This window comes from Chimaeribacter sp. YP20170169, from assembly GCF_056739715.1.
This window is the reverse complement of record NZ_CP176824.1, coordinates 2,333,146-2,358,932: the sequence shown is the minus strand read 5'-3', so window position 1 is coordinate 2,358,932 and position 25,787 is coordinate 2,333,146. Positions and strand designations below refer to the sequence as shown.

At 62.9% G+C, this 25,787-nt stretch carries 23 protein-coding genes; 14 read left to right on the top strand and 9 right to left on the bottom strand.

Annotated features, from left to right (window positions below; translation table 11 throughout):
* Positions 1 to 151: 151 nt before the first annotated feature.
* The 8 genes from hinT to ACK3SD_RS10605 all read left to right on the top strand — a co-directional run bounded on the left by hinT (position 152) and on the right by ACK3SD_RS10605 (position 6,611).
* Entirely contained in the window at positions 152 to 502 is a 351-nt protein-coding gene (gene hinT / locus ACK3SD_RS10640) for a purine nucleoside phosphoramidase (RefSeq protein WP_137763532.1), read from the top strand.
* Between the two features lie 12 nt (positions 503 to 514).
* On the top strand, positions 515 to 895 hold the full coding sequence (locus ACK3SD_RS10635) for a YcfL family putative periplasmic lipoprotein (RefSeq protein ID WP_481125458.1): 381 nt from the start codon (positions 515 to 517) through the stop codon (positions 893 to 895).
* A 16-nt stretch (positions 896 to 911) separates the two neighbouring features.
* Positions 912 to 1,523: a penicillin-binding protein activator LpoB gene (lpoB, locus tag ACK3SD_RS10630; protein ID WP_137763530.1), complete on the top strand. Its 612-nt coding sequence runs from the start codon at positions 912 to 914 to the stop codon at positions 1,521 to 1,523.
* A complete protein-coding gene (locus ACK3SD_RS10625; protein ID WP_481125457.1) occupies positions 1,483 to 2,358 on the top strand; it encodes a phosphotransferase in 876 nt (291 codons plus the stop codon). The genes lpoB and ACK3SD_RS10625 overlap by 41 nt, the downstream gene beginning before the upstream one ends.
* Before the next feature lie 66 nt (positions 2,359 to 2,424).
* Complete coding sequence (nagZ, locus tag ACK3SD_RS10620; RefSeq protein WP_137763529.1) at positions 2,425 to 3,444, top strand: beta-N-acetylhexosaminidase; 1,020 nt, start codon at positions 2,425 to 2,427, stop codon at positions 3,442 to 3,444.
* A 42-nt stretch (positions 3,445 to 3,486) separates the two neighbouring features.
* Positions 3,487 to 4,029, top strand: coding sequence for an alpha/beta hydrolase YcfP (ycfP, locus tag ACK3SD_RS10615; protein WP_137763528.1), 543 nt, complete (start codon positions 3,487 to 3,489; stop codon positions 4,027 to 4,029).
* A 352-nt stretch (positions 4,030 to 4,381) separates the two neighbouring features.
* On the top strand, positions 4,382 to 5,692 hold the full coding sequence (locus ACK3SD_RS10610) for an NAD(P)/FAD-dependent oxidoreductase (RefSeq protein ID WP_137763527.1): 1,311 nt from the start codon (positions 4,382 to 4,384) through the stop codon (positions 5,690 to 5,692).
* Between the two features lie 373 nt (positions 5,693 to 6,065).
* Positions 6,066 to 6,611, top strand: a complete 546-nt coding sequence (locus ACK3SD_RS10605; RefSeq protein WP_481125456.1) for a glycine zipper 2TM domain-containing protein — start codon at positions 6,066 to 6,068, stop codon at positions 6,609 to 6,611.
* A 112-nt stretch (positions 6,612 to 6,723) separates the two neighbouring features.
* Here the strand turns inward: ACK3SD_RS10605 and mfd are convergent, their stop codons facing one another.
* Positions 6,724 to 10,167 carry a transcription-repair coupling factor gene (mfd, locus tag ACK3SD_RS10600; protein ID WP_481125455.1) on the bottom strand — a complete coding sequence of 1,148 codons (3,444 nt, stop codon included), beginning with the start codon at positions 10,165 to 10,167 and terminating at the stop codon, positions 6,724 to 6,726.
* A 265-nt stretch (positions 10,168 to 10,432) separates the two neighbouring features.
* Between mfd and lolC the strand changes: the two genes are divergently transcribed.
* Genes lolC through cobB form a run of 5 tightly spaced genes read left to right on the top strand, consistent with a single transcriptional unit; the run spans position 10,433 to position 15,381 of the window.
* Positions 10,433 to 11,635, top strand: coding sequence for a lipoprotein-releasing ABC transporter permease subunit LolC (gene lolC, locus ACK3SD_RS10595; protein WP_481125454.1), 1,203 nt, complete (start codon positions 10,433 to 10,435; stop codon positions 11,633 to 11,635).
* Positions 11,628 to 12,332 (top strand): lipoprotein-releasing ABC transporter ATP-binding protein LolD, encoded by a 705-nt coding sequence (lolD, locus tag ACK3SD_RS10590; RefSeq protein WP_137763523.1) that lies wholly within the window; start codon positions 11,628 to 11,630, stop codon positions 12,330 to 12,332. Before lolC ends, lolD begins: the two co-directional genes overlap by 8 nt.
* Entirely contained in the window at positions 12,332 to 13,579 is a 1,248-nt protein-coding gene (gene lolE, locus ACK3SD_RS10585; protein WP_481125453.1) for a lipoprotein-releasing ABC transporter permease subunit LolE, read from the top strand. The genes lolD and lolE overlap by 1 nt, the downstream gene beginning before the upstream one ends.
* 14 nt (positions 13,580 to 13,593) lie before the next feature.
* The gene (gene nagK / locus ACK3SD_RS10580; RefSeq protein ID WP_481125452.1) at positions 13,594 to 14,499 is read left to right on the top strand and encodes an N-acetylglucosamine kinase; all 906 of its coding nucleotides are present in this window, start codon (positions 13,594 to 13,596) and stop codon (positions 14,497 to 14,499) included.
* 51 nt (positions 14,500 to 14,550) lie between these two features.
* Positions 14,551 to 15,381: a Sir2 family NAD+-dependent deacetylase gene (gene cobB / locus ACK3SD_RS10575; RefSeq protein ID WP_481125451.1), complete on the top strand. Its 831-nt coding sequence runs from the start codon at positions 14,551 to 14,553 to the stop codon at positions 15,379 to 15,381.
* 34 nt (positions 15,382 to 15,415) lie between these two features.
* Here cobB and potD read toward each other — a convergent pair whose 3' ends face one another.
* From potD to potA, 4 genes are all read right to left on the bottom strand, one after another.
* Entirely contained in the window at positions 15,416 to 16,459 is a 1,044-nt protein-coding gene (potD, locus tag ACK3SD_RS10570; protein ID WP_481125450.1) for a spermidine/putrescine ABC transporter substrate-binding protein PotD, read from the bottom strand.
* A 127-nt stretch (positions 16,460 to 16,586) separates the two neighbouring features.
* Positions 16,587 to 17,363, bottom strand: a complete 777-nt coding sequence (gene potC, locus ACK3SD_RS10565) for a spermidine/putrescine ABC transporter permease PotC (RefSeq protein ID WP_137763518.1) — start codon at positions 17,361 to 17,363, stop codon at positions 16,587 to 16,589.
* A complete protein-coding gene (gene potB, locus ACK3SD_RS10560; RefSeq protein ID WP_137763517.1) occupies positions 17,360 to 18,220 on the bottom strand; it encodes a spermidine/putrescine ABC transporter permease PotB in 861 nt (286 codons plus the stop codon). The genes potC and potB overlap by 4 nt, the downstream gene beginning before the upstream one ends.
* The gene (potA, locus tag ACK3SD_RS10555; protein WP_481125449.1) at positions 18,213 to 19,322 is read right to left on the bottom strand and encodes a spermidine/putrescine ABC transporter ATP-binding protein PotA; all 1,110 of its coding nucleotides are present in this window, start codon (positions 19,320 to 19,322) and stop codon (positions 18,213 to 18,215) included. Before potA ends, potB begins: the two co-directional genes overlap by 8 nt.
* 285 nt (positions 19,323 to 19,607) lie before the next feature.
* Between potA and pepT the strand changes: the two genes are divergently transcribed.
* Positions 19,608 to 20,843 carry a peptidase T gene (pepT, locus tag ACK3SD_RS10550; protein ID WP_481125448.1) on the top strand — a complete coding sequence of 412 codons (1,236 nt, stop codon included), beginning with the start codon at positions 19,608 to 19,610 and terminating at the stop codon, positions 20,841 to 20,843.
* Between the two features lie 32 nt (positions 20,844 to 20,875).
* Here the strand turns inward: pepT and ACK3SD_RS10545 are convergent, their stop codons facing one another.
* The 4 genes from ACK3SD_RS10545 to purB form a co-directional block, all read right to left on the bottom strand.
* Positions 20,876 to 21,997: a ribosomal protein uL16 3-hydroxylase gene (locus ACK3SD_RS10545; protein ID WP_481125447.1), complete on the bottom strand. Its 1,122-nt coding sequence runs from the start codon at positions 21,995 to 21,997 to the stop codon at positions 20,876 to 20,878.
* Positions 21,998 to 22,086: 89 nt separating this feature from the next.
* Positions 22,087 to 23,532, bottom strand: coding sequence for a two-component system sensor histidine kinase PhoQ (phoQ, locus tag ACK3SD_RS10540; RefSeq protein WP_481125446.1), 1,446 nt, complete (start codon positions 23,530 to 23,532; stop codon positions 22,087 to 22,089).
* Positions 23,533 to 23,557: 25 nt separating this feature from the next.
* Positions 23,558 to 24,229 carry a two-component system response regulator PhoP gene (gene phoP, locus ACK3SD_RS10535; protein ID WP_481125445.1) on the bottom strand — a complete coding sequence of 224 codons (672 nt, stop codon included), beginning with the start codon at positions 24,227 to 24,229 and terminating at the stop codon, positions 23,558 to 23,560.
* A gap of 178 nt (positions 24,230 to 24,407) precedes the next feature.
* Positions 24,408 to 25,778, bottom strand: a complete 1,371-nt coding sequence (gene purB, locus ACK3SD_RS10530) for an adenylosuccinate lyase (RefSeq protein WP_137763511.1) — start codon at positions 25,776 to 25,778, stop codon at positions 24,408 to 24,410.
* Between the last annotated feature and the right edge of the window lie 9 nt (positions 25,779 to 25,787).

The following is a 25,787-nucleotide window of genomic DNA, read 5'->3' as shown; positions in this document are numbered from 1 at the left end:
CCTTTTTTTATGCGGCGAAGCGCGAGCGCTGGCCGATCCGCTGCTCTTTTCTCCGGCAGTCAGCGGTTAATCTGTGGAATGAGGTTGAAAGAGATGGAAATTGTCACTCATACTGCGTACATCGTTTTATCGTCACCAAAGGACAACCGCCATGGCCGAAGAGACAATTTTCAGTAAGATTATCCGCCGCGAGATCCCCGCTGACGTGGTCTACCAGGATGAGCTGGTCACCGCATTCCGCGACATCTCCCCTCAGGCGCCCACCCATATCCTGATTGTACCGAACCTGCTGATCCCTACGGTCAATGACGTCGCCGAGGAGCATGAGCACGCGCTGGGCCGGATGTTCACCGTGGCAGCGAAAATTGCCGAGCAGGAGGGGATCGCGGAGGATGGTTACCGCCTGATCATGAACTGCAACAAGCATGGCGGTCAGGAGGTGTACCACATCCATATGCACCTGCTGGGTGGCCGTGCGCTGGGGCCGATGCTGTCGCGCTGACGGGAAAACACTATGCAGCTTTATGGCCGGGCCGTGCTGGCCCTGCTGGTGGGTGGCGCCCTGGCCGGGTGCAGCACGCCACAGCACATTGCCTTAAATGAGCAACAAACCGTGGTGATGGAGTCGCCGGTGCTGACCGCCGGGGTGATTGCTGGCAAGCCCACCATCGCCGACGCTTCCGGGCGCAAGAGCGCCGCCTCGGTGCTCTCCAATGGCCAGAACGTGCCGGTCACCGTGCACTACCGCTTCTACTGGTACGACGCCAAAGGGCTGGAGCTGATGCCATTTGAGCCGTCGCGCACCGTGACCATCGCGCCAGCCTCCACGGCCACCGTCTATTCGCTGATGGGCAACCTGTATGCCGACAGCGTGCGTTTATACCTTTATCTTTAAAGCATCGAGAGGGTAGATGAAAAAGTTCCTGTTCGTGGCTGCCGCCGCGCTGATCCTGTCAGGCTGTATCAACCGTCCGGCGGAAGAGCCGCAGGCGCCTGTCACCACCATTCCCGGCCAGCCGCAGCCGACCCAGCCCGTGCCGCCGCAACCGCAGCCGCAACCGACGCAGCCCACGCCAACGGACACCGTGCCGCAGCCGCCAAAAATGCAAAAGCCGATTGACTGGCAGGCCAGCGTGCAGCCGCTGATTGCGCAGATGCTGCGGGCCGATGGCGTGGAGAGCGGCAGCGTGCTGCTGCTGGACAACGTGAAAAACAGCACCAATGGCCGCCTGCAAACCGGTGCCGCCACCTCCGCGCTCTATAATGCGCTGGCATCCAACAACACCTTCTCGGTGGTGCCAGCCAGCCAGCTGACGCAGGCCAAGCAGACCCTCGGCCTGTCGGCGGATGACAGTCTGGTGTCGCGCAGTAAGGCGATTGGCCTGGCGCGTTACCTGAAGGCGCAGTACGTGCTCTACAGCGACGCCAGCGGCAGCGCCAAGGCACCCACGCTGGAGATGCAACTGATGCTGGTGCAGACCGGTGAAATTGTCTGGTCAGGCAGTGGCGATACCCAACGTTGATCCCAGCCTGCTGGACAGTCTGCGTCTCCTCCTGCCGGCGGTGAAAACCGCCGGTTGTCATTTCAGCCCGGTGGCCGGTCTCTCCGGCCAGAGCTGGCGGGTGGAGACGCCGGCTGGCTGCTTTCTGGCGCGCCGCCAGAGTGCCGCAATGCAGCGGATGGGCGTCAGCCGCCGCCGCGAACAGCGAATGTTGCGGACGCAGGCAGCCGGGGAGACCGGGCCACAGCCGCTCGGCTACCACCTCGGCTGGCTGTGGCTGCGCTGGTTGCCGGGCGCACCGCTGGAGGCATCCACCTTCGCCGCGGGTCTTGCGCCATTGGCGGCGCTGCTGGCGCGGGTGCACCGTCAACCGCGTGGCGGCACACCGCTGGCGCTGAAGGCGCAGCTGGTGCGCCAGTGGCAGCAGATTGATCGCCGCCGCCTGACGCCACGCTGGCTGCGCTGGCACCGGGCACTGATGCGCGCGCCGTTGCCGCCAACGCTGAAGTGTGCGCCGCTGCATATGGATATCCACGCCAGCAACCTCATCGCCACGCCGTCCGGCTGGCGGCTGATTGACTGGGAGTACGCCGCCGATGGCGACATCGCCTGCGAACTGGCAGCGCTGGTGCGCGGCAATGGCTGGTCTGAGGCGTGCCTGCCAGCGCTAGTGGATGCCTACTGCGCACAGGGCGGCTACGGCGATGCCCGTCGGCTGGCGGCGGCGATAGGGCGCTGGCTACCCTGGATCGACTACCTGATGCTGATGTGGTACGAAGTACGCTGGCAACAGAGCGGCGAAGCGCCGTTCCGGGCGGCAGCCGATGCGCTGCACGCCCACTTATTGAACCGATAACGAAACCGGCCGCTGGCCGGTTTCCTGTAACGCGAGTAGAGAAGGGAGAGTACCGTGGGCCCGCTAATGTTAGATGTTGAAGGATATGAACTGGATGCCGAGGAGCGCGAGATCCTGCGCCATCCGCTGGTGGGTGGCCTGATCCTGTTCAGCCGCAATTTCCATGACGCCGCGCAACTGCGCGAGCTGGTTCGCCAGATCCGTCAGGCCTCGCGCGAGCGACTGGTGGTGGCGGTTGATCAGGAGGGGGGACGCGTGCAGCGCTTCCGCGAGGGCTTCACCCGCCTGCCAGCGGCGCAGTCCTTCGCTGCGCTCAACGATCCGCATGAGGCGGGGCGACTGGCGGAAGAGGCCGGCTGGCTGATGGCCGCCGAGATGATCACCATGGACATCGACATCAGCTTTGCGCCGGTGCTGGATATCGGCCACGGTAGCGCGGCGATTGGCGAGCGCTCTTTCCACGCCGAGCCGCAACAGGCGCTGGCGGTGGCGGATCGCTTTATCCAGGGGATGCGCGCCGCCGGGATGAAGAGCACGGGCAAGCACTTCCCCGGCCACGGCGCGGTGGCGGCCGACTCCCACAAAGAGACCCCGCACGACCCGCGCCCGCTGGCGGAGATCCGCGCCCATGACATGCTGATTTTCCGCGAGCTGATTGCCCGCGGCCGGCTGGACGCCATCATGCCGGCGCACGTCATCTATACCGAGGCCGATCCGCGCCCGGCCAGCGGATCGCCGTGGTGGCTGAAGCAGGTGCTGCGGCAGGAGCTGGGCTTTGGCGGCATTATCTTCTCTGACGATCTCTCGATGGAGGGCGCGGCCGTGATGGGCAGCTACGCCGAGCGTGGGCAGGCCTCACTGGATGCCGGTTGCGACATGATTTTGGTGTGCAACAACCGCGCCGGGGCGGTCAGCGTGCTGGATAACCTGACACCGGTCAACGCATCCCAGGTTGCGCAATTGTATCATCGCGGTAACTACACCCGGCAGGAGCTGCTGGATTCGCCGCGCTGGAAACAGGCCCATCAGGATTTGACGGCCCTGGATGCCCGCTGGCAGGCGCATAAACAGCAACTCGCCGGATAAGCTGCGGCCCCACGGGGCCGCCTTACGCCAGAGGGGAAGCGCATGATCATCTATCTGCACGGCTTTGATTCAACCAGTCCCGGCAACCATGAAAAGGTGTTGCAGCTCCAGTTCATTGACCCGGATGTGCGGTTGCTGAGTTACAGCACCCGCCATCCGCGCCACGACATGCAGCACCTATTGCGGGAAGTCGACCGAACGTTGCAGCAGGGCGGGGATACGCGCCCGCTGATTTGCGGCGTGGGGCTGGGCGGCTTCTGGGCCGAGCGCATCGGCTTTTTGTGCGGCATCCGGCAGGTGGCGGTCAATCCCAACCTGTGGCCAGAGGAGAACATGCCGGGCAAGATTGACCGCCCGGAGGAGTATCTGGATATCGCCACCAAGTGCGTCAGCGACTTTCGCCAGCGCAACCGGGGGCGCTGCCTGCTGATCCTCTCCCGCCATGATGAGGTGCTCGACAGCCAACGCAGCGCCACGGCCCTGCACCCCTACTATGAAACCCTTTGGGATGAGCGGCAGAGCCACAAATTCAAAGATCTCTCCCCGCATCTCCAACGCATCAGCGCCTTCAAAATCGCTGGCTGATTTTCAGACTATCCTTAACAAATGGCCCGCGCCCGCACGGCGCGGCCAGTGGTCACCTCGCTTCCACTGCGCTTGTCGCTTTTCCATACCAGGGTTGTACGCTCCCTCGCCTTATAACTGACTGGGCTAGAGAGTATCGCGCGTAATAACCCAATGATTTAAATAAGTAAAAATCTTAATTTGTCCATAACATAAACAAAAAAGTTTGATGTATATCAATTTTGGTATGACCAAATAACCTGCCGTGATATTCTGCCCGGAGATGCTGGTTTAATTTACGCGAACCATATGTTTTCTAAGGATATTACTTTAACTTTTAGATCACAATTGGTTCACATTTGAGGGGGTCAAATTGACTGCACCAATGAAGAAAATCGTAATCGTAGGTGGTGGCGCCGGCGGGCTGGAGCTGGCAACCAGCCTGGGGAAAAAATTAGGCCGTGGCAACAAGGCTGAAATTACCCTGGTGGACCGCAATAATAGCCACTTATGGAAACCGTTACTGCATGAGGTAGCCACCGGCTCCCTGGATGCCGGCGTGGATGAGCTGAGCTATCTGGCTCATGCGCGCAACCATCACTTTGCCTTCCAACTGGGATCGCTGACTGACATCAACCGCGAAGGCAAAACCATCCGTCTGGCGGAGATCCGTGACGCACAGGGCGAGCTGCTGGTGGCGGAGCGCGAACTCCCCTATGACATTCTGGTGATGGCGCTGGGCAGCACCTCAAATGACTTCGGCACGCCGGGCGTCAAAGACAACTGCATCTTCCTGGATAACCCCCATCAGGCGCACCGTTTCCACAACGAGATGCTAAACCTGTTCCTGAAGTTCTCGGCCAGCCAGAAAGAGGGCGAGCGCGTCAACATCGCCATCGTCGGCGGCGGCGCGACAGGCGTGGAGCTGTCAGCTGAGCTGCACAATGCGGTAAAAGAGCTGCACAGCTACGGCTTCAAAGGGCTGGATAGCCAGGCGCTGAACGTGACGCTGGTCGAGGCGGGCGAACGCATCCTGCCTGCGCTGCCGCCACGCATCTCCGCTGCCGCCCATCAGGAGCTAAACAAGCTGGGCGTGCGCGTGCTGACCAACACCATGGTCACCAGCGCCGACGCCGGCGGCCTGCACACCAAGGGTGGCGAGTATATTCAGGCGGATCTGATGGTCTGGGCGGCGGGCATCAAGGCACCGGACTTTATGAAGGAGATTGGGGGTCTGGAGACTAACCGCATCAACCAGTTGGTGGTGGAGCCGACGCTGCAAACCACGCGTGATCCGGCCATCTACGCCATTGGCGACTGCGCCTCCTGCCCACAGCCAGACGGCAAGTTTGTGCCGCCCCGCGCCCAGTCGGCGCACCAGATGGCTTCCCGCTGCTACGAAAACATCTTGCAGCAGCTTAAGGGTCACGACGACAAGCTGAAGCCCTACGTCTACAAAGACCACGGCTCGCTGGTGTCGCTGTCGCGCTTCAGCACCGTAGGCAGCCTAATGGGTAACCTGATGCGCGGCTCCATGATGGTGGAGGGGCGCATCGCGCGCTTCGTCTACATCTCCCTCTACCGGATGCACCAGGTGGCGCTGCATGGTTACCTGCGCACTGGCCTGATGATGCTGGTCAGCCGCATCAACCGCGTCATTCGCCCGCACCTGAAGCTGCACTAAGGTCAAAAGCCCCATCACTCTGATGGGGCTTTTTAAGTCCGGTTCGTCTATCAAACACCCACTATCCCATTCACTCAATTTATCTTAGGCAGGCGGTATTAGCCCGCCGACAGGATTTTTCATCCTGTACCGCAGCATAAATTTTGCTTAAGTCGCACTCCTCCTTCAGACTACTCCGAAACCCGTGTTTTCCCATCATAAATCCACACCTTTCGTCCATTCCGCTTATTGCAGGCCGCCGTTGGCAGAGGCACACTCTGCGCCATTAGCAGGGGGCGATACACGCACGCCTCCCCCTCCGGCAGGAGGGTTTGCGCCCGCACTTTGCAGGCGCAATCAGCAGAATGCGTGAGTAAAACCGGGGGGTATCTCTATGAATAAATCAATGGTCGCCGGTATCGGCATCGGCATTGCCGCGGCGCTGGGCATTGCGGCAGTTGCCAGCAACATGGATGCGTTCTCCGGCCCACGCTACGCGCAGGTCATCAAAAGCACACCAATTACTGAAACCGTCAAGACGCCGCGCCAGTCATGCCGCGATGTCACGGTGACCCACCGCCGGGCGGTGCAGGATGAGCACCAACTGACCGGCTCAGTGCTGGGCGCGGTGGCGGGTGGGGTATTGGGACACCAGTTTGGCGGCGGCCGTGGCCGTGATGTCGCCACGGTGGCCGGTGCGCTGGCAGGTGGCTTTGCGGGCAACCGCGCGCAGAGCGCATTGCAGGATCGCGACACCTACACCACCACCCAGCAGTCATGCAGCACGGTCTATGACAAGTCGCAAAAGACGCTGGGCTATGACGTGACCTACAAAATTGGCGAGCAAGAGGGCAAAGTGCGGATGGATCACCAGCCGGGCAGCCAGATCCCGCTGGATCACAATGGCCAGCTGGTGCTGACCGACAGCCACCGTACCTGATAAAAAAACCGCGCCCGTGCGCAGTGTTAGTTCTGATCGCTTAGCGGGCTAAGCGAGTGGCGTTAACATTGGCACGGGCGTTTTTTTGGGCGGCGCAACGCCGCCCGGTAGGTTACAGGGTATGGGCGGCGAAGGCCTTCAAATGGTCGCCGATAAAGGAGAGGCGCAGGTTGCGCTCGCTGAGATCGCGGGTGAACTTCAGCTTGGTTGGCCCATCCAGCCGGTAGACCTGTGGTTCCTTCTGCAACAGCCCAATCAGGTAGCCCGGATCGACGCGGTTCTTCTCGCCAAATTCAATAAAGCCACCACGGTCGTTGCCCTCAATCCGCTTGATGCCCAGCGCCTGCGCCGTCAGCCGTAGCGCGGCGATGCTCAACAGGTTGCGCGCCGCATCCGGCAGCAGGCCGAAGCGGTCAATCAGCTCCACCTTGATCTCCTCCAGCTCGCCCTCGTGCTTGGCGCTGGCAATGCGCTTATAGAAGGAGAGGCGGGTGTTGACGTCCGGCACAAAGTCCTCCGGCAGCAACGAGGGCATCCGCAGCTCCACCTCGGTCTGGCTGCTGGTGAGATCCTCCAGCGACGGCTCACGCCCCTCTTTCAGGGCATTGACCGCGCTCTCCAGCAACTCCATGTAGAGGGTAAAGCCGACGCTGGTCATCTGGCCGCTCTGGTCTTCGCCCAGCAGCTCGCCCGCGCCGCGGATCTCCAGATCGTGGGTCGCCAGCGCAAACCCGGCACCCAGATCCTCCAGCGAGGCGATCGCCTCCAGCCGCTTCTGCGCGTCAGTGCTCATCGCCTTCGGCGGCGGCGTCAGCAGGTAGGCGTAGGCCTGATGGTGTGAACGGCCCACGCGGCCGCGCAGCTGGTGCAACTGCGCCAGACCGAGATGATCGGCGCGCTCAATGATGATGGTGTTGGCGCTCGGGATGTCGATGCCGGTCTCAATGATGGTGGTGCAGACCAGCACGTTGAAGCGCTGGTGGTGGAAGTCGTTCATCACCCGCTCCAGATCGCGCTCGCGCATCTGGCCGTGGCCGACCGCCACCCGCGCCTCCGGCACCAGCTCCTCAATCCGCCGCGCCGCCTTCTCAATGTTCTCGACGTCGTTATAGAGGTAGTAGACCTGACCGCCGCGCAGCACCTCACGCAGGATCGCCTCGCGCACCACCAGACTGTCATACTCGCGCACGAAGGTCTTCACCGCCAGCCGGCGCGCCGGTGGGGTGGCAATAATGGAGAGATCGCGCATCCCGCTCATCGCCATGTTGAGCGTGCGCGGGATCGGCGTGGCGGTCAGGGTCAGGATGTCGACGTCAGCGCGCATCGCCTTGATGCGCTCCTTGTGGCGCACGCCGAAGCGGTGCTCCTCATCGACAATCAGCAGGCCGAGATCTTTCCAGCGCAGGTCGCTCATCAGCAGCTTGTGGGTGCCGATGATGATGTCCACCTTGCCCTCGGCCGCCTGTTCCAGCACGCCCTGCTGCTCCTTGGCGCTGCGGAAGCGTGACATCAGCTCAATGCGCACCGGCCAGTTGGCGAAGCGATCGCGGAAGTTGTCAAAGTGCTGCTGGGCGAGCAGGGTGGTCGGCACCAGCACCGCCACCTGTTTGTTGTTCTCCACTGCCAGGAAGGCGGCGCGCATCGCCACTTCGGTCTTGCCGAAGCCGACGTCGCCGCACACCAGCCGATCCATCGCCAGCGGCTCGCGCATGTCATGCAGCACGGCATTGATTGCCTGCTCTTGATCCGGCGTGGTCTCAAACGGGAAGGATTGGCAGAAAAGCTGGTACTGCTCGCGGTCATGGCGGAAGGCGTAACCGGCCTTGGCGGCGCGCTGGGCGTAGATGTCCAGCAGCTCCGCCGCCACGTCGCGCACCCGCTCGGCGGCCTTCTGCCGCGCCCGGCTCCAGGCGTCGCCGCCCAGTTTGTGCAGCGGCGCGTTCTCGTCGGCCCCGCCAGCGTAGCGGCTGATCAGGTGCAGCGAGGAGACCGGCACATAGAGTTTGTCCTCGCCGGCATAGGTTAGGATCAAATACTCTGCCTTGATGCCGCCAGCCTCCAGCGTGGTCATGCCAGCATAGCGCCCGACGCCGTGCTCAAGGTGCACCACCGGCTGGCCGGGGTGCAGCTCCGCCAGGTTGCGGATCAGGGTCTCGGTATTGATGGCGCGGCGGTTGTCCTGCCGACGGCGGCTGACGCGCTCGCCCAGCAGGTCGCTTTCGCATACTAGCGCCAACTGGCGATCCGCGTTGAGGAAGCCGCGCTCGCTGGCGCCAATCATCAGGTAGTGGCCAGCCGGTTCGGTCTGCTCCAGACGGTCAATCAGCGTCGGGCGCAGCTTGATGCGCGCCAGCAGCTCTTGCAACGCCTCGCGCCGCCCCTCGCTCTCCACGGAGAAGACCAGACTGCCGTCGAAGGATTCGGTAAAGCGGCGCAGGTTGTCCAGCGGCGTGCGCTGTTGCGGCTCCACCGCCAGCAGTGGCAGCGGCTGGTAGCCGAGGTTGGTGTTGGCCGCCTTCTCCGGCAGGGTGTCACCCTTGAGCTGCACGCGCGGCCACTGCTTCAGTTCACTGAACAGGGCATCGACCCGCAACCAGAGCGCCTCCGGCTCCAGCAGCGGGCGCATCGGGTCAACGCGGCGGTTCTCATAGCGCTGGTTCACATCCTGCCAGAAACGCTCGGCGGAGGCCTCAAGGTCGCCGGTGTTCACCAGCAGGGCGTTCTCCGGCAGGTAGCTGAACAGGGTGGTGAGCGGCTCGCTGAAGAACAGCGGCTGCCAGTACTCAATCCCGGCCGGGAAGGTGCCCTTGCTCACCTGCTGGTAGACATGCTCCGGCTCGCGCCGGACGTCGAACTTCTCGCGCCACTGGCTACGGAACAGCTCAATCGCCGCCTTGTCGGTGGGGAACTCGTGCGCTGGCAGCAAGTTGATGCGATCCACCTCGCTCAGGGTGCGCTGGGTATCCACGTCAAACACCCGCAGGCTGTCGATCTCGTCATCGAAGAAGTCGATGCGGTACGGCTCCTCACTGCCCATCGGATAGAGGTCGAGCAGCGCGCCGCGCGTGGCATACTCGCCATGCTCCATCACCTGATCCACGCTGCGGTAGCCCGCCTGCTCCAGCTGGGCGCGCAGCTTGTCGCGTGACAACCGCTGCCCCTTGCGCATCACCAGCGCGTGGCCGTGCAGGAAGGCGTGCGGGCAGACGCGCTGCATCAGGGTGTTGACCGGCAGGATGATCACGCCGCGCTCCAGGGTAGGCAACTGGTAGAGGCTGGAGAGGCGGGCGGAGATGATCTCCTGGTGCGGCGAGAAGCTGTCGTAGGGCAGCGTCTCCCAATCCGCCAGCGCGGTCACCAGGTGCGAGGTAAATTGCTGAATCTCGTCACGCAGGCGCAGGGCGTTCTGCATGTCGGGCGCAATCAGCATCACCGGGCCATCATGGCGCTCAATGATCTCGGCGCACTCAACGGCGCAGGCCGAACCGGTCAGTTGGCCCAATAGGCGGACATCACCACGGCGGGCGGGCAGGGAATAGCGGTATGTGTGAGGCATAGGCAGTTTTACATTCTCATTGTTCAGTCACGGACGGCGACGGCGCGGCGGCATCATGCCTCACTCGCACCGGTTCCGGGCTGGCAGTCTTAAGCATGGCTGGCGCCTTGGCGCCAGTCAACGCGATGTGAAGCGTAAGCGACGGGTGTTCAGCGTAAGCAACAATAAAAGCCTAGCAGTTAATCGGTTAGTGGTTCCCTAATGCGGGACTACCCTTTATTATCCTTGATCACTTTGCTTTAGCAACTGCCTCAAAACGGATTTCATGTATCAACCTGTCGCATTATTTATCGGCCTGCGTTACATGCGCGGGCGAGCCTCAGACCGCTTTGGCCGGTTCGTCTCCTGGCTTTCCACCATTGGCATTACGCTCGGCGTGATGGCGATGGTGACTGTCCTGTCGGTGATGAACGGCTTTGAGCGCGACCTTGAGCGCAACATCCTCGGGCTGATGCCCCAGGCCCTGATCACCGCCCCACAGGGGTCAATCAATCCAAAAACGCTGCCCGCCACTGACCTGAAAGGGTTACAGGGCGTCAGTGGCATTGTGCCGCTGACCACTGGCGAGGTGGTGTTGCAGAGCGCCCGTGGCGTGGCGGTCGGCGTGATGCTGGGCGTCACCCCTGACCAGCCGGAGCCGCTGGCCCGCTATCTGGTGGGCGTGCGCCAGCAGCAGCTCCAGCCCGGCGGCTACAACGTGATTCTGGGCGAGCAGCTGGCCGGCCAGCTGGGCGTCAAGCGCGGCGACACCCTGCGCCTGATGGTCACCAGCGCCAGCGAGTTCACGCCGATGGGGCGCATCCCCAGCCAGCGCCTGTTCACGGTGATCGGCACCTTTGCCGCCAACAGCGAGGTCGACGGCTACCAGTTGCTGGTCAACCAGCAGGACGCCTCGCGCCTGATGCGCTACCCGGCCGGTAACATCACCGGCTGGCGCCTGACGCTGCAACAGCCGCTGGCGGTCGATACCCTGAGCCGCCAGCCGCTGCCAGCCAACACCCAGTGGAAAGATTGGCGTGAGCGCAAGGGCGAGCTGTTCCAGGCGGTGCGCATGGAGAAGAACATGATGGGGCTGCTCTTGAGCCTGATCGTGGCGGTGGCCGCCTTCAACATCATCACCTCCCTTGGCCTGCTGGTGATGGAGAAGCAGGGTGAGGTGGCGATCCTGCAAACCCAGGGGCTGACCCGCCGCCAGATCATGGCGGTGTTCATGGTGCAGGGCGCCAGCGCGGGCATCATCGGCGCGCTGCTGGGCGCGACCCTCGGCACGCTGCTGGCCAGCCAGCTCGACCACATCATGCCGGCGCTCGGCATGGCGGTGGCCGGCACCGCGCTGCCGGTGGACATCGAACCGCTGCAAATCATCAGCATCGCGCTGGTGGCGATGGCGGTGGCGCTGCTCTCCACGCTCTACCCATCCTGGCGCGCTGCCGCCGTTCAACCCGCTGAGGCTTTACGTTATGAGTAACCATCCCTTATTGCAGTGCGACAGCCTGTGCAAGACCTACCAGGAGGGCAAGCTGCATACCGATGTGCTGCGCGACGTCACCTTTGCCATGCAGCCGGGTGAGATGATGGCGATCGTCGGCAGTTCGGGTTCCGGCAAGAGTACCCTGCTGCACCTGCTGGGCGGACTGGATACCCCCACCTCTGGCGACGTGGTGTTCAAGGGGCAGGCGCTGAGCCGCCTCTCGTCACGCGCCAAGGCCGAGCTGCGCAATCGCGAGCTGGGCTTTATCTACCAGTTCCACCACCTGCTGCCGGACTTCACCGCGCTGGAGAACGTCGCCATGCCGCTGCTGATTGGGGCGGGCAAAATGGGCGCGGCGCAGGAGAAGGCACGCGAGATGCTGGCGGCGGTTGGGCTGGAGAAGCGCGCCCACCACCGCCCCTCCGAGCTATCCGGCGGCGAGCGCCAGCGCGTGGCGATTGCCCGGGCGCTGGTGAACAGCCCGGCGCTGGTGCTGGCGGATGAGCCAACCGGCAACCTCGACCAGCGCAACGCCGACAGCATTTTTGAGCTGCTGGGCGAGCTGAACGTGCGTCAAGGCACCGCCTTCCTGGTGGTGACCCATGACCTGCATCTGGCGCGCCGCCTCAACCGCCAGCTGGAGATGCGTGACGGTCAGTTGCAGCAGGAATTGACCCTGCTGGGGACGCCGTAATGGGGCTGCCTCTCTCTCTGGTGATTGGCCTGCGCTTTAGCCGCGGCCGTCGCCGCAGCGGCATGGTGTCACTGATCTCCATCATCTCCACCGTCGGCATCGCGCTGGGGGTGGCCGTGCTGATCGTTGGCCTGAGCGCCATGAACGGCTTCGAACGGGAGCTGAACAACCGCATTCTGGCGGTGGTGCCCCACGGCGAGATTGAGCCGGTGAACCAGCCTTTTGAGGGCTGGCAGGGGCTGCTGTCAAAGGTGGCGCAGGTGCCCGGCGTGGCAGCCGCTGCGCCCTACATCAACTTTACCGGCCTGCTGGAGAGCGGCGCGAAGCTGCGTGCGGTGCAGGTGAAGGGCGTCGATCCGCAGCAGGAGGCGCGCCTGAGCGCACTGCCGCACTTTGTGCAGGGTGAGGCCTGGAGCCACTTCCGTGCTGGCGAGCAGCAGGTGATTATCGGCAAGGGGCTGGCGGATGAGCTAGGCGTCAAGGCTGGCTCCTCGGTGACGGTGATGATCCCCAACAGCGATCCGCAGGGCAAATTGTTGCAGCCCAAGCGTATCCGCCTGCATGTGACCGGCATCCTGCAACTGAGCGGCCAGCTTGACCACAGCTTTGCGATGGTGCCGCTGGCGGATGCCCAGCGCTATCAGGACATGGGTGACAGTGTCACGGGCATCGCCATCAAGGCGCAGGATCCGTTCACCGCCAACACGCTGGTGCGTGAGGCTGGCAAGGTGACGGAAGCCTACGTCTACATCCGCAGTTGGATCGGCACCTATGGCTATATGTACCGCGACATCGAGATGGTGCGCGGCATCATGTATTTGGCGCTGGTGCTGGTTATTGGCGTCGCCTGCTTTAACATCGTCTCCACGCTGGTGATGGCGGTGAAGGACAAAAGCAGCGACATCGCGGTGCTGCGCACCCTCGGGGCCAGCGACCGGCTGATCCGCGCGGTATTCATCTGGTACGGCCTGCTGGCCGGGCTGCTCGGCAGCCTGAGCGGCGTGGTGGTGGGTGTGGTGGCGGCGCTGCAACTGACGCCCATCATCCACGGGCTGGAGACGCTGATTGGCCACCGCTTCCTGTCGGGTGACATCTACTTCATCGACTTCCTGCCCTCGGAACTGCACTGGCTCGACGTGGCTGGCGTACTGCTGACCGCCATCGTGCTGAGCCTGATTGCCAGCTGGTATCCGGCACGGCGCGCCAGCCGCATCGACCCGGCGCGGGTGCTGAGCGGCGGCCAGTGATGGCAGGGGAAGGCATGTACTACGGCTTCGACATGGGCGGCAGCAAGATTGAGCTGGCGGTGTTTGACCCACAGCTCACGCCACTGTGGCGCAAGCGGGTGCCGACGCCACGGGATGACTATGCCGCGTTGCTGTCGGCCTTCGCTGGCCTGACGCAGGAGGCGGATGCCCGCTTTGGCACCGGCCGCGTTGGCGTCGGCATTCCCGGTCTGGTACGCGCCGACGGCACGCTGTTTTCCGCCAATGTGCCCGCCGCCTCCGGCCACGGTTTTCAGGCTGACTTGGCGGCCACGCTGGGGCGGGCGGTGCGCATCGACAATGACGCCAACTGCTTTGCGCTCTCCGAGGCGTGGGATGAGGAGTTCCGCGCCTACCCGTCGGTGCTGGGGCTGATTCTGGGCACCGGCGTCGGCGGCGGGCTGGTGTTCAATGGCCGGGTGTTTGCCGGGCGCAACGGCGTGGCCGGTGAGTTCGGCCACCTCCGCCTGCCGGTGGATGCACTGGCGCGGCTGGGGTGGGAGACGCCGCTGCTGGCCTGTGGCTGCGGCCAGCAGGGGTGCATTGAGAACTACCTGTCAGGCCGCGGCTTTGAGTGGCTCTATACGCAGGCCACCGGCCAGACGCTCGCCGCGCCCGCGATCATCGCCGCCAGCCGGGCCGGTGATGGCGCGGCGCAGGCGCACCTCGACCGTTACCTGGATCTGCTTGCCATCTGCCTTGGCAACCTGCTGACCCTGCTTGACCCCCATCTGGTGGTGATCGGCGGCGGGCTGTCAAACATGGCGGAGATCTACCCGGCGCTGGCGGCGCGGTTGTCGGCCCACCTGCTGCCGGGCAGCGTGGCGCCACGCATTGAACGGGCGCGCCACGGCGATGCGGGCGGCGCACGCGGGGCAGCCTGTTTAAATTTGTTAGACTAATACCTGACCCGGCATTGGGCCGGGCTGGGCGGCTACAGGGGAGCAGGTGTCATGCAGACGCGCCACAGGTTGCGCCGTTTCCGTAAGCACAAACGCTTGCGGCAACAACGGTTTCGCTCACGCATTTTCCATCGGGACAATATGGCGGCTACCGAGATGAAAAAACCTTTTGTGGTGGTATTGACGGGCGCGGGCATCTCCGCGGAGTCGGGCATCCGTACCTTCCGGGCGGCGGATGGGTTGTGGGAGGAGCACCGGGTGGAGGAGGTCGCCACGCCGGAAGGGTTCCAGCGCGATCCGCTCAAGGTGCAGAACTTCTACAACGCCCGCCGTCGGCAGTTGCAACAGCCAGAGATTGCGCCCAACGCCGCGCACCTCGCGCTGGCGGAGCTGGAGGCGGCGCTCGGCGACCGCTTTTTGCTGGTGACGCAGAATATTGATGATCTGCACGAGCGCGGCGGCAACCATCAGGTGCTGCATATGCATGGCGAGCTGCTGAAGGCGCGCTGCACCCGCTCCGGTCAGGTGGTGGCGTGGCCCGGTGATCTGACGCTGGAAGATCGCTGCCACTGTTGCCAGTTCCCCGCGCCGCTGCGCCCGCATGTGGTGTGGTTCGGCGAGATGCCGATCGGCATGGATGAGATCTATCAGGCGCTGGCGCAAGCTGACTACTTTATCGCCATCGGCACCTCCGGCCACGTCTACCCGGCGGCTGGCTTTGTGCATGAGGCCCGGCTGGGCGGCGCGCATACGGTGGAGCTGAACCTGGAGCCAAGCCAGGTGGAGAGCCAGTTCCATGAGCGGCGCTACGGGTTGGCGAGTGAGGTAGTACCGGCGTTTGTGCGGGAGATGCTGGCCGGCGGTGCCGGTAAGTGGGAGTAAAACAGGCCGGGCAGGGCGCCCGGCCTGAATGGCGTTATTGGCCGGCTTTCAGCTTCTGGTACTCCGTTTCGTAGAGTTCGCTGGCGGCACCCACGTCATTCTGCCACTCGCCGTTTTTCAGCACGTCGGCGGGCGGATAGAGGGACGGGTCATTGGCCACCTCAGGCGGCAGCAGCTTCTTGGCCTCCAGGTTTGGCGTCGGGTAGCCGATGGTCTCCGCCACCTGCGCCGCCACTTCCGGGCGCAGCAGGAAGTCGATCAGTTTGTGCGCGCCCTCCACGTTGTGCGCGTTGGCCGGGATCGCCAGGCTGTCCATCCAGAAGATGCCACCCTCTTTCGGCCACACCACCGTCAGCGGGATGCCCGACTGGCGCGCCACGTAGGCGGAGCCGTTCCACACCATCCCCAGATTCACCTCTCCCTCCATGAAGGGGTTGGCCGGGTTGTCAGAGTTGAAGGCCAGCACGTTCGGCATCAGCTTTTTCAGCTCCTGATAGGCCGCCTCAATCTCTTTCGGATCGGTGGTATTGCCGGAGTAGCCGAGCTTGCGCAGGGCAACCTGGAACACTTCCCGCGCATCGTCAGTCAGCAGCAGGCTGCTCTTGTATTGCGGTTTCCACAGGTCAGCCCAGCTGGTAACGGTTGCCGGATCGATCTGGTCACTGTTGACGCCAATGGCAGTCGCGCCCCAGATATAGGGGATGGAGTAGTCATTGTTCGGGTCAAACGGCTTGTTCAGCAGGTTCGGGTCCAGGACAGAGAAGTGGCTCAGCTTGCTCTTGTCGATCTTTTGCAGCATCCCCTCCTTGCGCATCTTGGCGATGAAGTAGGTGGAGGGCACCACCAGATCGTAGGCGCCATCCTTGTAGGTCTTCAGCTTGGCGTACATGCTCTCGTTGGACTCATAGGTGGAGTAGATCACCTTGATGCCGGTCTCTTTGGTGAACTGCTCCAGCAGCCCCGGCGGCACATACTCAGTCCAGTTGTAGAAGTACAAGGTTTTGCCATCGTCGGCGGCCTGGGCGAAGGTGCTGGCGGCCAGCAGGCCGGCCACCAGCCAGTGTGCTCTCTTTTTCATTCTCTCCCCTGATTCTCTGTGTGGGCCACAGCCCATGAAGGCTGCGGCGGGTATCACCATCCAGTTATAGATGCCTGATAAAAAGCAGGCGCAGTATAAAAAGCGCCTGTGACAGATGAAAGGCGCCTCAGCGCCCCTCGCGTTCGCGCAGCAGCCACTGGCTGGCAAATACCAGCACCAGTGACAGCCCCAGCAGCAGCGTTGCCAGCGCATTCACCTCCGGCGACACCCCGACCTTCACCATTGAGTAGATCTTCAGCGGCAAAATCTCATAGCCCGGCCCGGTGACAAAGGAGGAGACCACCACATCATCCATCGAGAGGGTGAAACTCAGCAGCCAGCCGGCCGCCACCGCTGGCATCGCCAGCGGCAGGATGATTTTGCGCAGGATGGTCAGCTCACCGGCACCCAGGTCGCGCGCCGCCTCAAGCATCCGCACGTCAAAGCCCTTCAGGCGCGAGTAGACCGTCACCACCACAAAGGGCAGGCAGAAGGTGATGTGCGAAAAGAGCAGCGACCAGAAGCCGAGCGAGATGCCCACCAGCATAAACAGCACCAGCAGGGAGATGGCCATCACGATGTCCGGCGACATCATCACCACGAACAGCATCCCGCTGACGAACGGCTTGCCACGGAAGCGATAGCGGTAGAGCGCCACGGCGGTCAGGGTGCCAATCAGGGTGGCGAAGGTGGCGGAGAGCACCCCCATGGTCACCGAGTGGCGCGCCGCCTGAATCAGGCTGTCGTTGTTGAACAGCGTGTCATACCACTGGGTGGTGAAGCCCTGCCAGTCAAAGCCGAAGCGTGAGCGGTTGAAGGAGTTCACAATCAGGATAATGATGGGGATATAGAAGTAGGCGTAGACCAGCGTCATAAAGCCGCCACGCAGCCAGCGTCCAATCATTCCAGCTCCCCTTTCTTGTTCAGCGCCTTGGCGACCTTGTAGTAGACCAGCAACAGCAGCCCCATTAGCAGCGTCAGGCAGATGCTGGTGGCCGCGCCAAACGGCCAGTCACGGATATTGAGGAACTGGCTCTTGATGACGTTGCCGATCAGCAGGTTTTTCGCCCCGCCCATCAGGTCAGCGATGTAGAACAGCCCCATCGCTGGCAGCATCACCAGCAGACAGCCGGCGATGATGCCGGGCATGGTGAGCGGCAGGATGATGCGCACGAAAGCCTGCACCCGGTTCGCGCCCAAGTCGCGTGCCGCCTCCAGGTAGCCCTTGTCCAGCTTCTCGATGCTGGCGTAGAGCGGCATCACCATAAAGGGCAGCAGGATGTAGACCAGCCCCAGAATCACCGCCTGCGGCGTGTACATAATGCGCAGCGGGGTGTCGATCAGGCCGAGCGCCATCAGCCACTCATTCAGGTAGCCACGGGTGCTGAGGAAGATCTTCAGGCCGTAGACGCGGATCAGCGAGTTGGTCCAGAAGGGCACAATCAGCAGGAACAAGAGCAGCGGCCGCACCTTTTTCGGCATCCGCGCCAAAATGAAGGCGAACGGGTAGCCAATCAGCAGGCAGCAGAGCGTGGCGATCAGCGCCATATTGATCGAGTGCAGCAGCACATCGGCATAGAGCGGATCGAGCAGCCGGCGGTAGTTGTCGAGGGTAAAGACCAGACTGACCAGACTCTCATTGTCGCGGGTCAGGAAGCTGGTGCCGATGATCATCAGGTTGGGCAGGAAGACAAACAGCGTCAGCCACGCCACCACCAGGGTGATCACCCCCCGCTGGAAGTGCTTGCGTGCGCTATTCATCGGCCAGTACCACCTCCCAGCTCTCCACCCAGGTCACCGCCACGCGCTGATCGAGGGAGTGGTCCACATCCGGGTCATCTTCGTTGAAGAATTCGCTGACCATCACCAGCTTGCCGCTCGCCAGCTCCACCGTGGACTCCAGCGTCATGCCCTTGTAGTTGCGCTCGCGCACGTGGCCGATAAAGCCCTCGGCCTCATCGGCGTCGCTGATCTCCTCGACACGCAGATCCTCCGGGCGCAGCAGGACGTTCAGCTTCTGCCCCGGCGTCACTGCCAGGCGGTTGACGGTGATGTCACACTCGCGCCCCTCAATGCGGGCGCGCACCCGGTCGCCATCCAGCCGATGGAGAACCTCCGCCTCAAAGATGTTGATCTCTCCGATAAAGCTGGCGACGAACAGGTTCTCTGGCTCCTCGTAGATCTGGCGCGGGGTGCCATCCTGTTCGATGCGGCCGTCGCGCATCACCACGATGCGATCGGACATGGTCAGCGCCTCCTCCTGATCGTGGGTCACGAACACGAAGGTGATGCCGAGCTTGCGTTGCAGCGCCTTCAGCTCATTCTGCATCTGCTTGCGCAGCTTGTAGTCGAGGGCAGAGAGCGACTCATCCAGCAGCAGCACGCGCGGGCGGTTGACCACGGCGCGGGCGATCGCCACTCGCTGCTGCTGGCCGCCGGAGAGCTGGTGCGGGCGGCGCTGGGCGAACTCATCCAGCTGCACCATGCGCAGCGCCTCGGTGACGCGCGCCGTGATCTCCGCCGCCGCAGTCTTCTGCATCCGCAGGCCGAACGCCACATTCTCAAACACGCTCATGTGCGGAAAGAGCGCATAGCTCTGGAACACGGTATTGACGTTGCGCTGCTCCGCCGGCACGGCGGTAATCTCCTGCCCATCCAGCATGATGCGGCCGGTGTCGGTCTCTTCCAGTCCGGCAATCAGCCGTAGCACAGTGGTTTTGCCGCAGCCGGAGGGGCCGAGCAGGGTCAGGAATTCACCATGATTGATGGTGAGGTTGAGATCGCGGATTATCGTTTTGCCGTCAAAAGCTTTACTCAATCCGCTCAGGGTTACCAGCGGGGTCGGGGCCAGGTTTTCAGTCATTTATCGGGGCACTCTTTTCATCGCTCAGGTTGCCCGGTGGGCAACGTGCAGCAAGCTATCGTCTCATTCAGTGAGTCTGATCTCGGAGGTGGGGAATTCTACGTGAATATAGCGCGATGACCAACGGTTGCACGTCCTAAGGGCAGAAAAAGCCAGCAAATTTCGCTGGCCGCTGTTTTTAAGGCAAATAAACGCTAAGGTTAACCAAGATGAAAAGTGACCTGACGCAAGATCAGACCCATTTATGCTGCGCATAATGGCCAGCATTTCCCGGAGGACAACGCTATGGATAAATTACTCGACCGTTTTCTGCACTATGTCTCGATTGACAGCCAGTCCAAGCCCAATGTCCGGCTGGTGCCGAGCAGCGAGGGCCAGTGGCGCCTGGCGCGCGTGCTCCAGGAGGAGCTGGCGACGCTCGGGCTGACAGACATCACCCTCAGCGAGCATGGCTGCGTCATGGCGACGCTGCCGGCCAACGTGGCGTGGCCGGTGCCGGTGATTGGCTTTATCTCCCACCTCGACACCTCGCCGGACTTCACCGCGAAAAACGTCAACCCGCAGGTGGTGGAGAACTACCGTGGCGGCGACGTGGCGCTCGGCAGCGGCGAGGAGGTGCTGTCGCCGGTGATGTTCCCGGTACTGCACCAGTTGCAGGGGCACACGCTGATCACCACCGATGGCAAGACGCTGCTCGGTGCCGATGACAAGGCGGGCATTGCCGAGATCATGACCGCGCTGGCGCAGCTGATCCAGCAGGATATCCCGCACGGCAAAATCCGCGTCGCCTTCACCCCGGACGAGGAGGTGGGCAAGGGGCCGCACTACTTCGATGTGCCAGCATTCGGCGCGGAGTGGGCCTACACCATTGACGGCAGCGGCATCGGCGAGTTGCAGTATGAGAACTTCAACGCCGCCTCCGCCACCGTCAAGATTGTCGGCAACAATGTCCATCCCGGCAGCGCCAAGGGGGTGATGGTCAACGCCCTGACGCTGGCGACCCGCTTCCAGCAGGCGCTGCCCGCGGAGGAGGTGCCGGAGCGCACGGACGGCTACGAGGGCTTTTTCCACCTCAACAGCATGAAGGGCAGCGTCGATCGCGCCGAGATGCACTACATCATCCGCGATTTTGACCGGGCGAAATTTGAGGCGCGCAAACAGCAGCTGGTGGCAGTGGCGGAGCAGGTGGGCAAGGGGTTGCCGCCGGAGTGCTACATTGAGGTGACGCTGGAGGACAGCTATTACAACATGCATGACCAGGTGGCGGCGCACCCGCACATTGTCGAGATCGCCGCCGAGGCGATGCGCCGCTGCGACATCGAGCCGGAGATCAAGCCAATCCGGGGCGGCACCGACGGGGCGCAGCTCTCCTTCATGGGCCTGCCTTGCCCGAACATCTTCACCGGCGGCTACAACTACCACGGTAAGCATGAGTTCGCCACGTTGGAGGGGATGGAGAAGACGGTGGCGGTGATTGCCCGCATTGCGGAGCTGACGGCGCAGCGCGCCAAAGCGGAGTAACAGAAGGCCGGGCGAAAGCCCGGCCTACGGCATCAATCCTGGAAGTACCAGTAACCGCTGTTGACCAGCGCGGCCAGCAGCGCCAGGAAGGAGGGATCGTCCAGCGCGTCGCCGAAGTACGAGGCGTCCAGCGTGTGGTGCTGGCAGAGCGCGTTGGCGGCCTCATGATGGTCAGTTTCGATGCGCTCGCCGTTGACGAAGCAGCGCTCACCAATCCGCAGTACCCGCAGCCCACCGACGCGTTGCAGCGTCTCCCCGCCCTGCAACAGCTCATAGATCTCACCGGCCTGATAGGGCGGCTCTGGCGGTGCCAGATCCAGCTCATGGCGCGACTGGGAGATAAACTCGCCAAACCATCCCTCAAAGTGCTCCGGCTGTTGCAGCAGCTCCAGCATCATGCCGCGCAGGCCATCCAGCTCCTGTGGCAGGATGTCGGCATGTTGCTCACGCGCTGGCAGATCCGGGTCGCTGTAGCGCTTGCTGCCCAGCTCGCGCGACAGCACATAGTCCGCGAAACCGCTGACCAGCTCGCGGCCGCTCGGCGCGCGGAAGCCGACGGAGTAGTTGAGGGCGTTCTCCAGCGAGTAGCCCTCATGCGGGAAGCCCGGCGGGATGTAGAGGATGTCGCCCGGCTCCATCTCCTCATCAATGATGGCGTCGAACGGCTCAACCTGCAGCAGATCCGGGTGCGGGCAGTGCTGTTTCATCGGCACCTTTTCGCCGACACGCCAGCGGCGGCGGCCGGTGCCTTGGATAATGAACACGTCATACTGGTCGAGGTGCGGGCCAACGCCGCCACCCGGCACCGAGAAGGAGATCATCAGGTCATCCATCCGCCAGTCCGGGATGTGGCGGAACGGGCGCATCAGCGCCGCGGAAGGCTCGTGCCAGTGATCGACCGCCTGCACCAGCAGCGACCAGTTCGTCTCACCCAGATGGTCGTAGCTCTCGAATGGGCCGTGGCTCACCTGCCAGCGCCCCTCCTCATGGCTGACCAGCCGGCTGTCCACCTCGTTCTCCATCGCCAAACCGGCCAGTTCATCCGGGGAGAGGGGATCGATAAAGTTTTTGAAGCCGCGCTTCAGGATGACCGGGCGTTTCTGCCAGTAGCGTTGCAGGAAGTCATGCCAGTCGAGATCGAGTTGATAATCCATTGTGTGTTCCAATGATGGGTGAAGACTAGCAGCGAGTATAACGGATGGCGGCCGCTGCGGGGGCACTCGCGGCGAGAAATTCCCGTGCCTCAGGCGTCGCTGCCGGTCTGGCGGCCAAAGGTGATGCGCATCCGCGTGCCGCCGAGCGGGCTGTCATCAATCTGGATGTCACCTTGATACTGGGCAATGATCTCGCTGGCCACCGCCAAACCGATGCCCTGGCCGGGCCGCAGGGTGTCGGCACGCTGGCCGCGCTGGAAAATCAGGTCGCGCTTGCTGGCCGGGATGCCGGGGCCGTCATCGTCCACCACCAGCACCAGCGCGTGCTCCGCCGGGATGGCGCTCACCTCAACAAACTCCAGCGAATACTTGCAGGCGTTGTCGAGGATATTTCCCATCACCTCCATAAAGTCATTCTTCTCGCCGACAAAGGCCAATTCCGGCGGCAGGTCGAGCGTCAGCACCACCCCTTTGCGCTGGTAGACCTTGTTCAGCGCCGAACAGAGGCTGTCGAGCAGCGCCGACGCCGAGTGGATCTCGCGCGTCAGCACGTTTTTCTCGGAGCTGACGCTGGCACGGTGCAGGTAGTAGCCAATCTGCTGCGAGATGCGGCTGATCTGCTCCAGCATCACCGGCTCCGCCTGATCGATGGTCAGTTGCTGGCCGCCGCGCAGCGATCGCAGGGTCGATTGCAGCACCGCCAGCGGGGTCTTCAGGCTGTGGGTGAGGTCAGCGAGGGTGGTGCGGTAGCGGGTGTAGCGACCGCGCTCATTGCTTAGCAGCAGGTTGAGGTTGCGCACCAGACTGCGCAACTCGCGCGGCGGGTTCTCATCCAGCATGTCGCGCTCGCGCTTCTCCAGCTCGCCAATCTGGCGCGCCAGCGCCTTGATCGGCCGCAGGCTCCAGTGCGCCGCCAGCCACAGCAGCGGCAGCACCAGCAGCAGGTTGGCCGCCAGCACGTAGCTGAACCACTGCCAGACCAGATCGGTACGCTGCAACTCCTGCGGGATGGTGTCTACCACCACGATAGTCAGCGGCGGCAGGCGGGCGGTGGCGGCGTAGCGGTTGACCACCACCGAGTGGGTCAGGGACTGATCATCGTTATTGTCATAGCCGCGCAGCTGGTGCTGGGCGCGCGGGTTGTTGCCGACCACTGCGCTGCTCAAGTGCGGGTTGGCATCCAGTTCATAGAAGCCGCCCTTGCGCAGCCAGTTGGGCTGGATGCGCGCCTCCATCTCCGGCACTGCCCGCTGTCGCCACAGCAGCGTACCCTGATCGTCATAGATGAACACCAGCGTCGGGAAGTTCAGCTCCAGATCGGGCGGCACCGCGATGGTCAGTTGCCGGTTGCGCCACTGCGCCAGGCTGAAGAATAGATTGCTCTCGCCGCGCAGCAGCTGGTAGGCGGTTTTGTCGAAGCTGACGGTGTAACCCACCACTGCCACCAATCCGTAGGAGAGGGAGAGCGCCAGCACGACGCCCGCCGTCGCCAGCAAAAAGCGGGAGCGCAGCGAGAAGGGCGCTTTACGGGTCATCGGTGGCGGCCTCGGTCAGCGGGCGTCAGACGGCATCAAAGCGATAGCCCTGGCCGCGCACGGTGGTGATCACATCCTGTGGGTAGCCAGCCTGCATCTTTTTGCGCAAACGGCCCATCAGCACGTCGATGGTGTGGCTCTCACGCAGTTCGGCATCCGGGTAGAGCTGCAACATCAGCGTCTCCTTGCTCACCACCTTGCCAGCATTGCGGATCAGCGTCTCAATGATGGTGTACTCAAAGGCGGTCAGGCGCACCGGCTGCCCCTGAATGCTCAATTCGCGCCGCGAGAGATCAATCTGGAACGGCGGCAGGCTGATGATCTGCGAGGCCAGCCCGCTGTTGCGGCGCATCAGTGCCTGCATCCGGGCAATTACCTCCTCCAGGTGGAACGGCTTGGTGACATAGTCATCCGCGCCCGCCTCCAGCACGGCCACCTTGTCCTGCCAACTCTCACGGGCGGTCAGCACCAAAATTGGCAGCTTGGCCTGATGGCCGCGCCAGCGCTGGATCAGGCTTAGGCCATCCTCGCCCGGCAGGCCGAGATCGACAATGGCGATATCCGGCGCATGTTCGTGCAAAAAGTAGTCCGCCTCTTTGGCATCCTCCGCGGCATCCACCTGGTGGCCCAGTTCACGCATCTGCACCGTCAGGTGGTGACGTAGCAGGGCGTTATCCTCCACTACCAATACTCGCATCAATCTCTCCTCGGGCGGGCGCACCCGCAAAGTTGGCCGCGCCGGACAGCGCGCGAAAGGTCACCCATTATCACTGAGAAACGTAAACGGCGGGTCAACCAGCACCCAGACAGGCTAAACGAAAAATAAAGGGGGCAGAAGGGAAAAAACGGGCGGCAGAGCGCCGCCCGTGGGGGGATTACTTCAGATTGTCGACCAGCTGGGTGGCGTGGCCGATGTAGTTGCCCGGCGTCATCGCCTTCAGGCGGGTCTTCTCCTCTTCCGGCAGGGCGAGGCCGTCGATGAAGGCCTGCATTCCGGCGGCGTCCACGCGCTTGCCGCGCGTCAGCTCTTTCAGCTTCTCATACGGCTTTTCAATGCCGTAACGGCGCATCACGGTCTGGATCGGCTCAGCCAGCACTTCCCAGTTGTGGTCCAGCTCATGGGCCAGGTTGGCTTCGTTCACTTCCAGCTTGCTGATGCCCTTCAGGGTCGCCTGATAGGCGATCAGCGCGTAGCCCACGCCCACGCCGAGGTTGCGCAGCACGGTGGAGTCGGTCAGGTCGCGCTGCCAGCGGGAGACTGGCAGTTTGCTGGCCAGGTGGCCCAGCACCGCGTTCGCCAGACCCAGGTTGCCCTCGGAGTTTTCGAAGTCAATCGGGTTGACCTTGTGCGGCATGGTGGAGGAGCCAATCTCACCGGCAATGGTCTTCTGCTTGAAATGGTTGAGGGCAATGTAACCCCAGATGTCGCGGTCAAAGTCGATCAGGATGGTGTTGAAGCGCGCGATGCAGTCGAACAGCTCCGCAATGTAGTCATGCGGCTCGATCTGAGTGGTGTAGGGGTTCCACTGGATGCCAAGGGAGGTCACGAACTCCTCGCTGAACTGGTGCCAGTCAACGTCCGGGTAGGCCGCCAGGTGGGCGTTGTAGTTGCCGACCGCGCCGTTGATTTTGCCGAGGATCTCCACCTGGGCCAGCTGGCGGTACTGGCGCTCCATGCGGTAGGCGACGTTGGCGAACTCTTTGCCGATGGTGGACGGCGTGGCTGGCTGGCCGTGGGTGCGTGACAGCAGCGGGATGTCGCGGTATTGCAGGGCCTGTGCCTTCAGCGCGTCAATGATTTTTCGCCAGAAAGGCAGCACCACCTCTTCACGCGCGGTGTGCAGCATCAGCGCATGGGAGAGGTTGTTGATGTCCTCGGAGGTGCAGGCGAAGTGGATGAACTCGGAGACCGCGTGCAGCGCAGGCACCGCCGCCACTTTCTCTTTCAGGAAGTACTCCACCGCCTTCACGTCGTGGTTGGTGGTCTTCTCGATATCCTTGATCCGTTGCGCATCCTGCTCGTTGAAATTGGCCACGATCTGGTCAAGGTAAGCGTTTGCGTCGGCGTCAAATGCAGGAACTTCAACAATGCCTGCACAGGAGGCCAGTTTTTGCAGCCACCGTACTTCAACCTGCACGCGGAATTTCAGCAGGCCGAATTCGCTGAAAATGGCGCGCAACGCGCTGACTTTATCACCGTAACGTCCATCAACGGGGGAAACGGCGGTCAGTGAGGATAATTCCATCGGGAGCAA

What these genes read in the sequence shown, in the direction of transcription:
- hinT (WP_137763532.1), top strand. Translation starts at nt 152, where the DNA reads ATGGCCGAAGAGACAATTTTCAGTAAGATTATCCGCCGCGAGATCCCC.
- ACK3SD_RS10635 (WP_481125458.1), top strand. Translation starts at nt 515, where the DNA reads ATGCAGCTTTATGGCCGGGCCGTGCTGGCCCTGCTGGTGGGTGGCGCC.
- lpoB (WP_137763530.1), top strand. Translation starts at nt 912, where the DNA reads ATGAAAAAGTTCCTGTTCGTGGCTGCCGCCGCGCTGATCCTGTCAGGC.
- nagZ (WP_137763529.1), top strand. Translation starts at nt 2,425, where the DNA reads ATGTTAGATGTTGAAGGATATGAACTGGATGCCGAGGAGCGCGAGATC.
- ycfP (WP_137763528.1), top strand. Translation starts at nt 3,487, where the DNA reads ATGATCATCTATCTGCACGGCTTTGATTCAACCAGTCCCGGCAACCAT.
- ACK3SD_RS10605 (WP_481125456.1), top strand. Translation starts at nt 6,066, where the DNA reads ATGAATAAATCAATGGTCGCCGGTATCGGCATCGGCATTGCCGCGGCG.
- mfd (WP_481125455.1), bottom strand. Translation starts at nt 10,167, where the DNA reads ATGCCTCACACATACCGCTATTCCCTGCCCGCCCGCCGTGGTGATGTC.
- lolC (WP_481125454.1), top strand. Translation starts at nt 10,433, where the DNA reads ATGTATCAACCTGTCGCATTATTTATCGGCCTGCGTTACATGCGCGGG.
- lolD (WP_137763523.1), top strand. Translation starts at nt 11,628, where the DNA reads ATGAGTAACCATCCCTTATTGCAGTGCGACAGCCTGTGCAAGACCTAC.
- lolE (WP_481125453.1), top strand. Translation starts at nt 12,332, where the DNA reads ATGGGGCTGCCTCTCTCTCTGGTGATTGGCCTGCGCTTTAGCCGCGGC.
- nagK (WP_481125452.1), top strand. Translation starts at nt 13,594, where the DNA reads ATGTACTACGGCTTCGACATGGGCGGCAGCAAGATTGAGCTGGCGGTG.
- cobB (WP_481125451.1), top strand. Translation starts at nt 14,551, where the DNA reads ATGCAGACGCGCCACAGGTTGCGCCGTTTCCGTAAGCACAAACGCTTG.
- potD (WP_481125450.1), bottom strand. Translation starts at nt 16,459, where the DNA reads ATGAAAAAGAGAGCACACTGGCTGGTGGCCGGCCTGCTGGCCGCCAGC.
- potC (WP_137763518.1), bottom strand. Translation starts at nt 17,363, where the DNA reads ATGATTGGACGCTGGCTGCGTGGCGGCTTTATGACGCTGGTCTACGCC.
- potB (WP_137763517.1), bottom strand. Translation starts at nt 18,220, where the DNA reads ATGAATAGCGCACGCAAGCACTTCCAGCGGGGGGTGATCACCCTGGTG.
- potA (WP_481125449.1), bottom strand. Translation starts at nt 19,322, where the DNA reads ATGACTGAAAACCTGGCCCCGACCCCGCTGGTAACCCTGAGCGGATTG.
- pepT (WP_481125448.1), top strand. Translation starts at nt 19,608, where the DNA reads ATGGATAAATTACTCGACCGTTTTCTGCACTATGTCTCGATTGACAGC.
- ACK3SD_RS10545 (WP_481125447.1), bottom strand. Translation starts at nt 21,997, where the DNA reads ATGGATTATCAACTCGATCTCGACTGGCATGACTTCCTGCAACGCTAC.
- phoQ (WP_481125446.1), bottom strand. Translation starts at nt 23,532, where the DNA reads ATGACCCGTAAAGCGCCCTTCTCGCTGCGCTCCCGCTTTTTGCTGGCG.
- phoP (WP_481125445.1), bottom strand. Translation starts at nt 24,229, where the DNA reads ATGCGAGTATTGGTAGTGGAGGATAACGCCCTGCTACGTCACCACCTG.
- purB (WP_137763511.1), bottom strand. Translation starts at nt 25,778, where the DNA reads ATGGAATTATCCTCACTGACCGCCGTTTCCCCCGTTGATGGACGTTAC.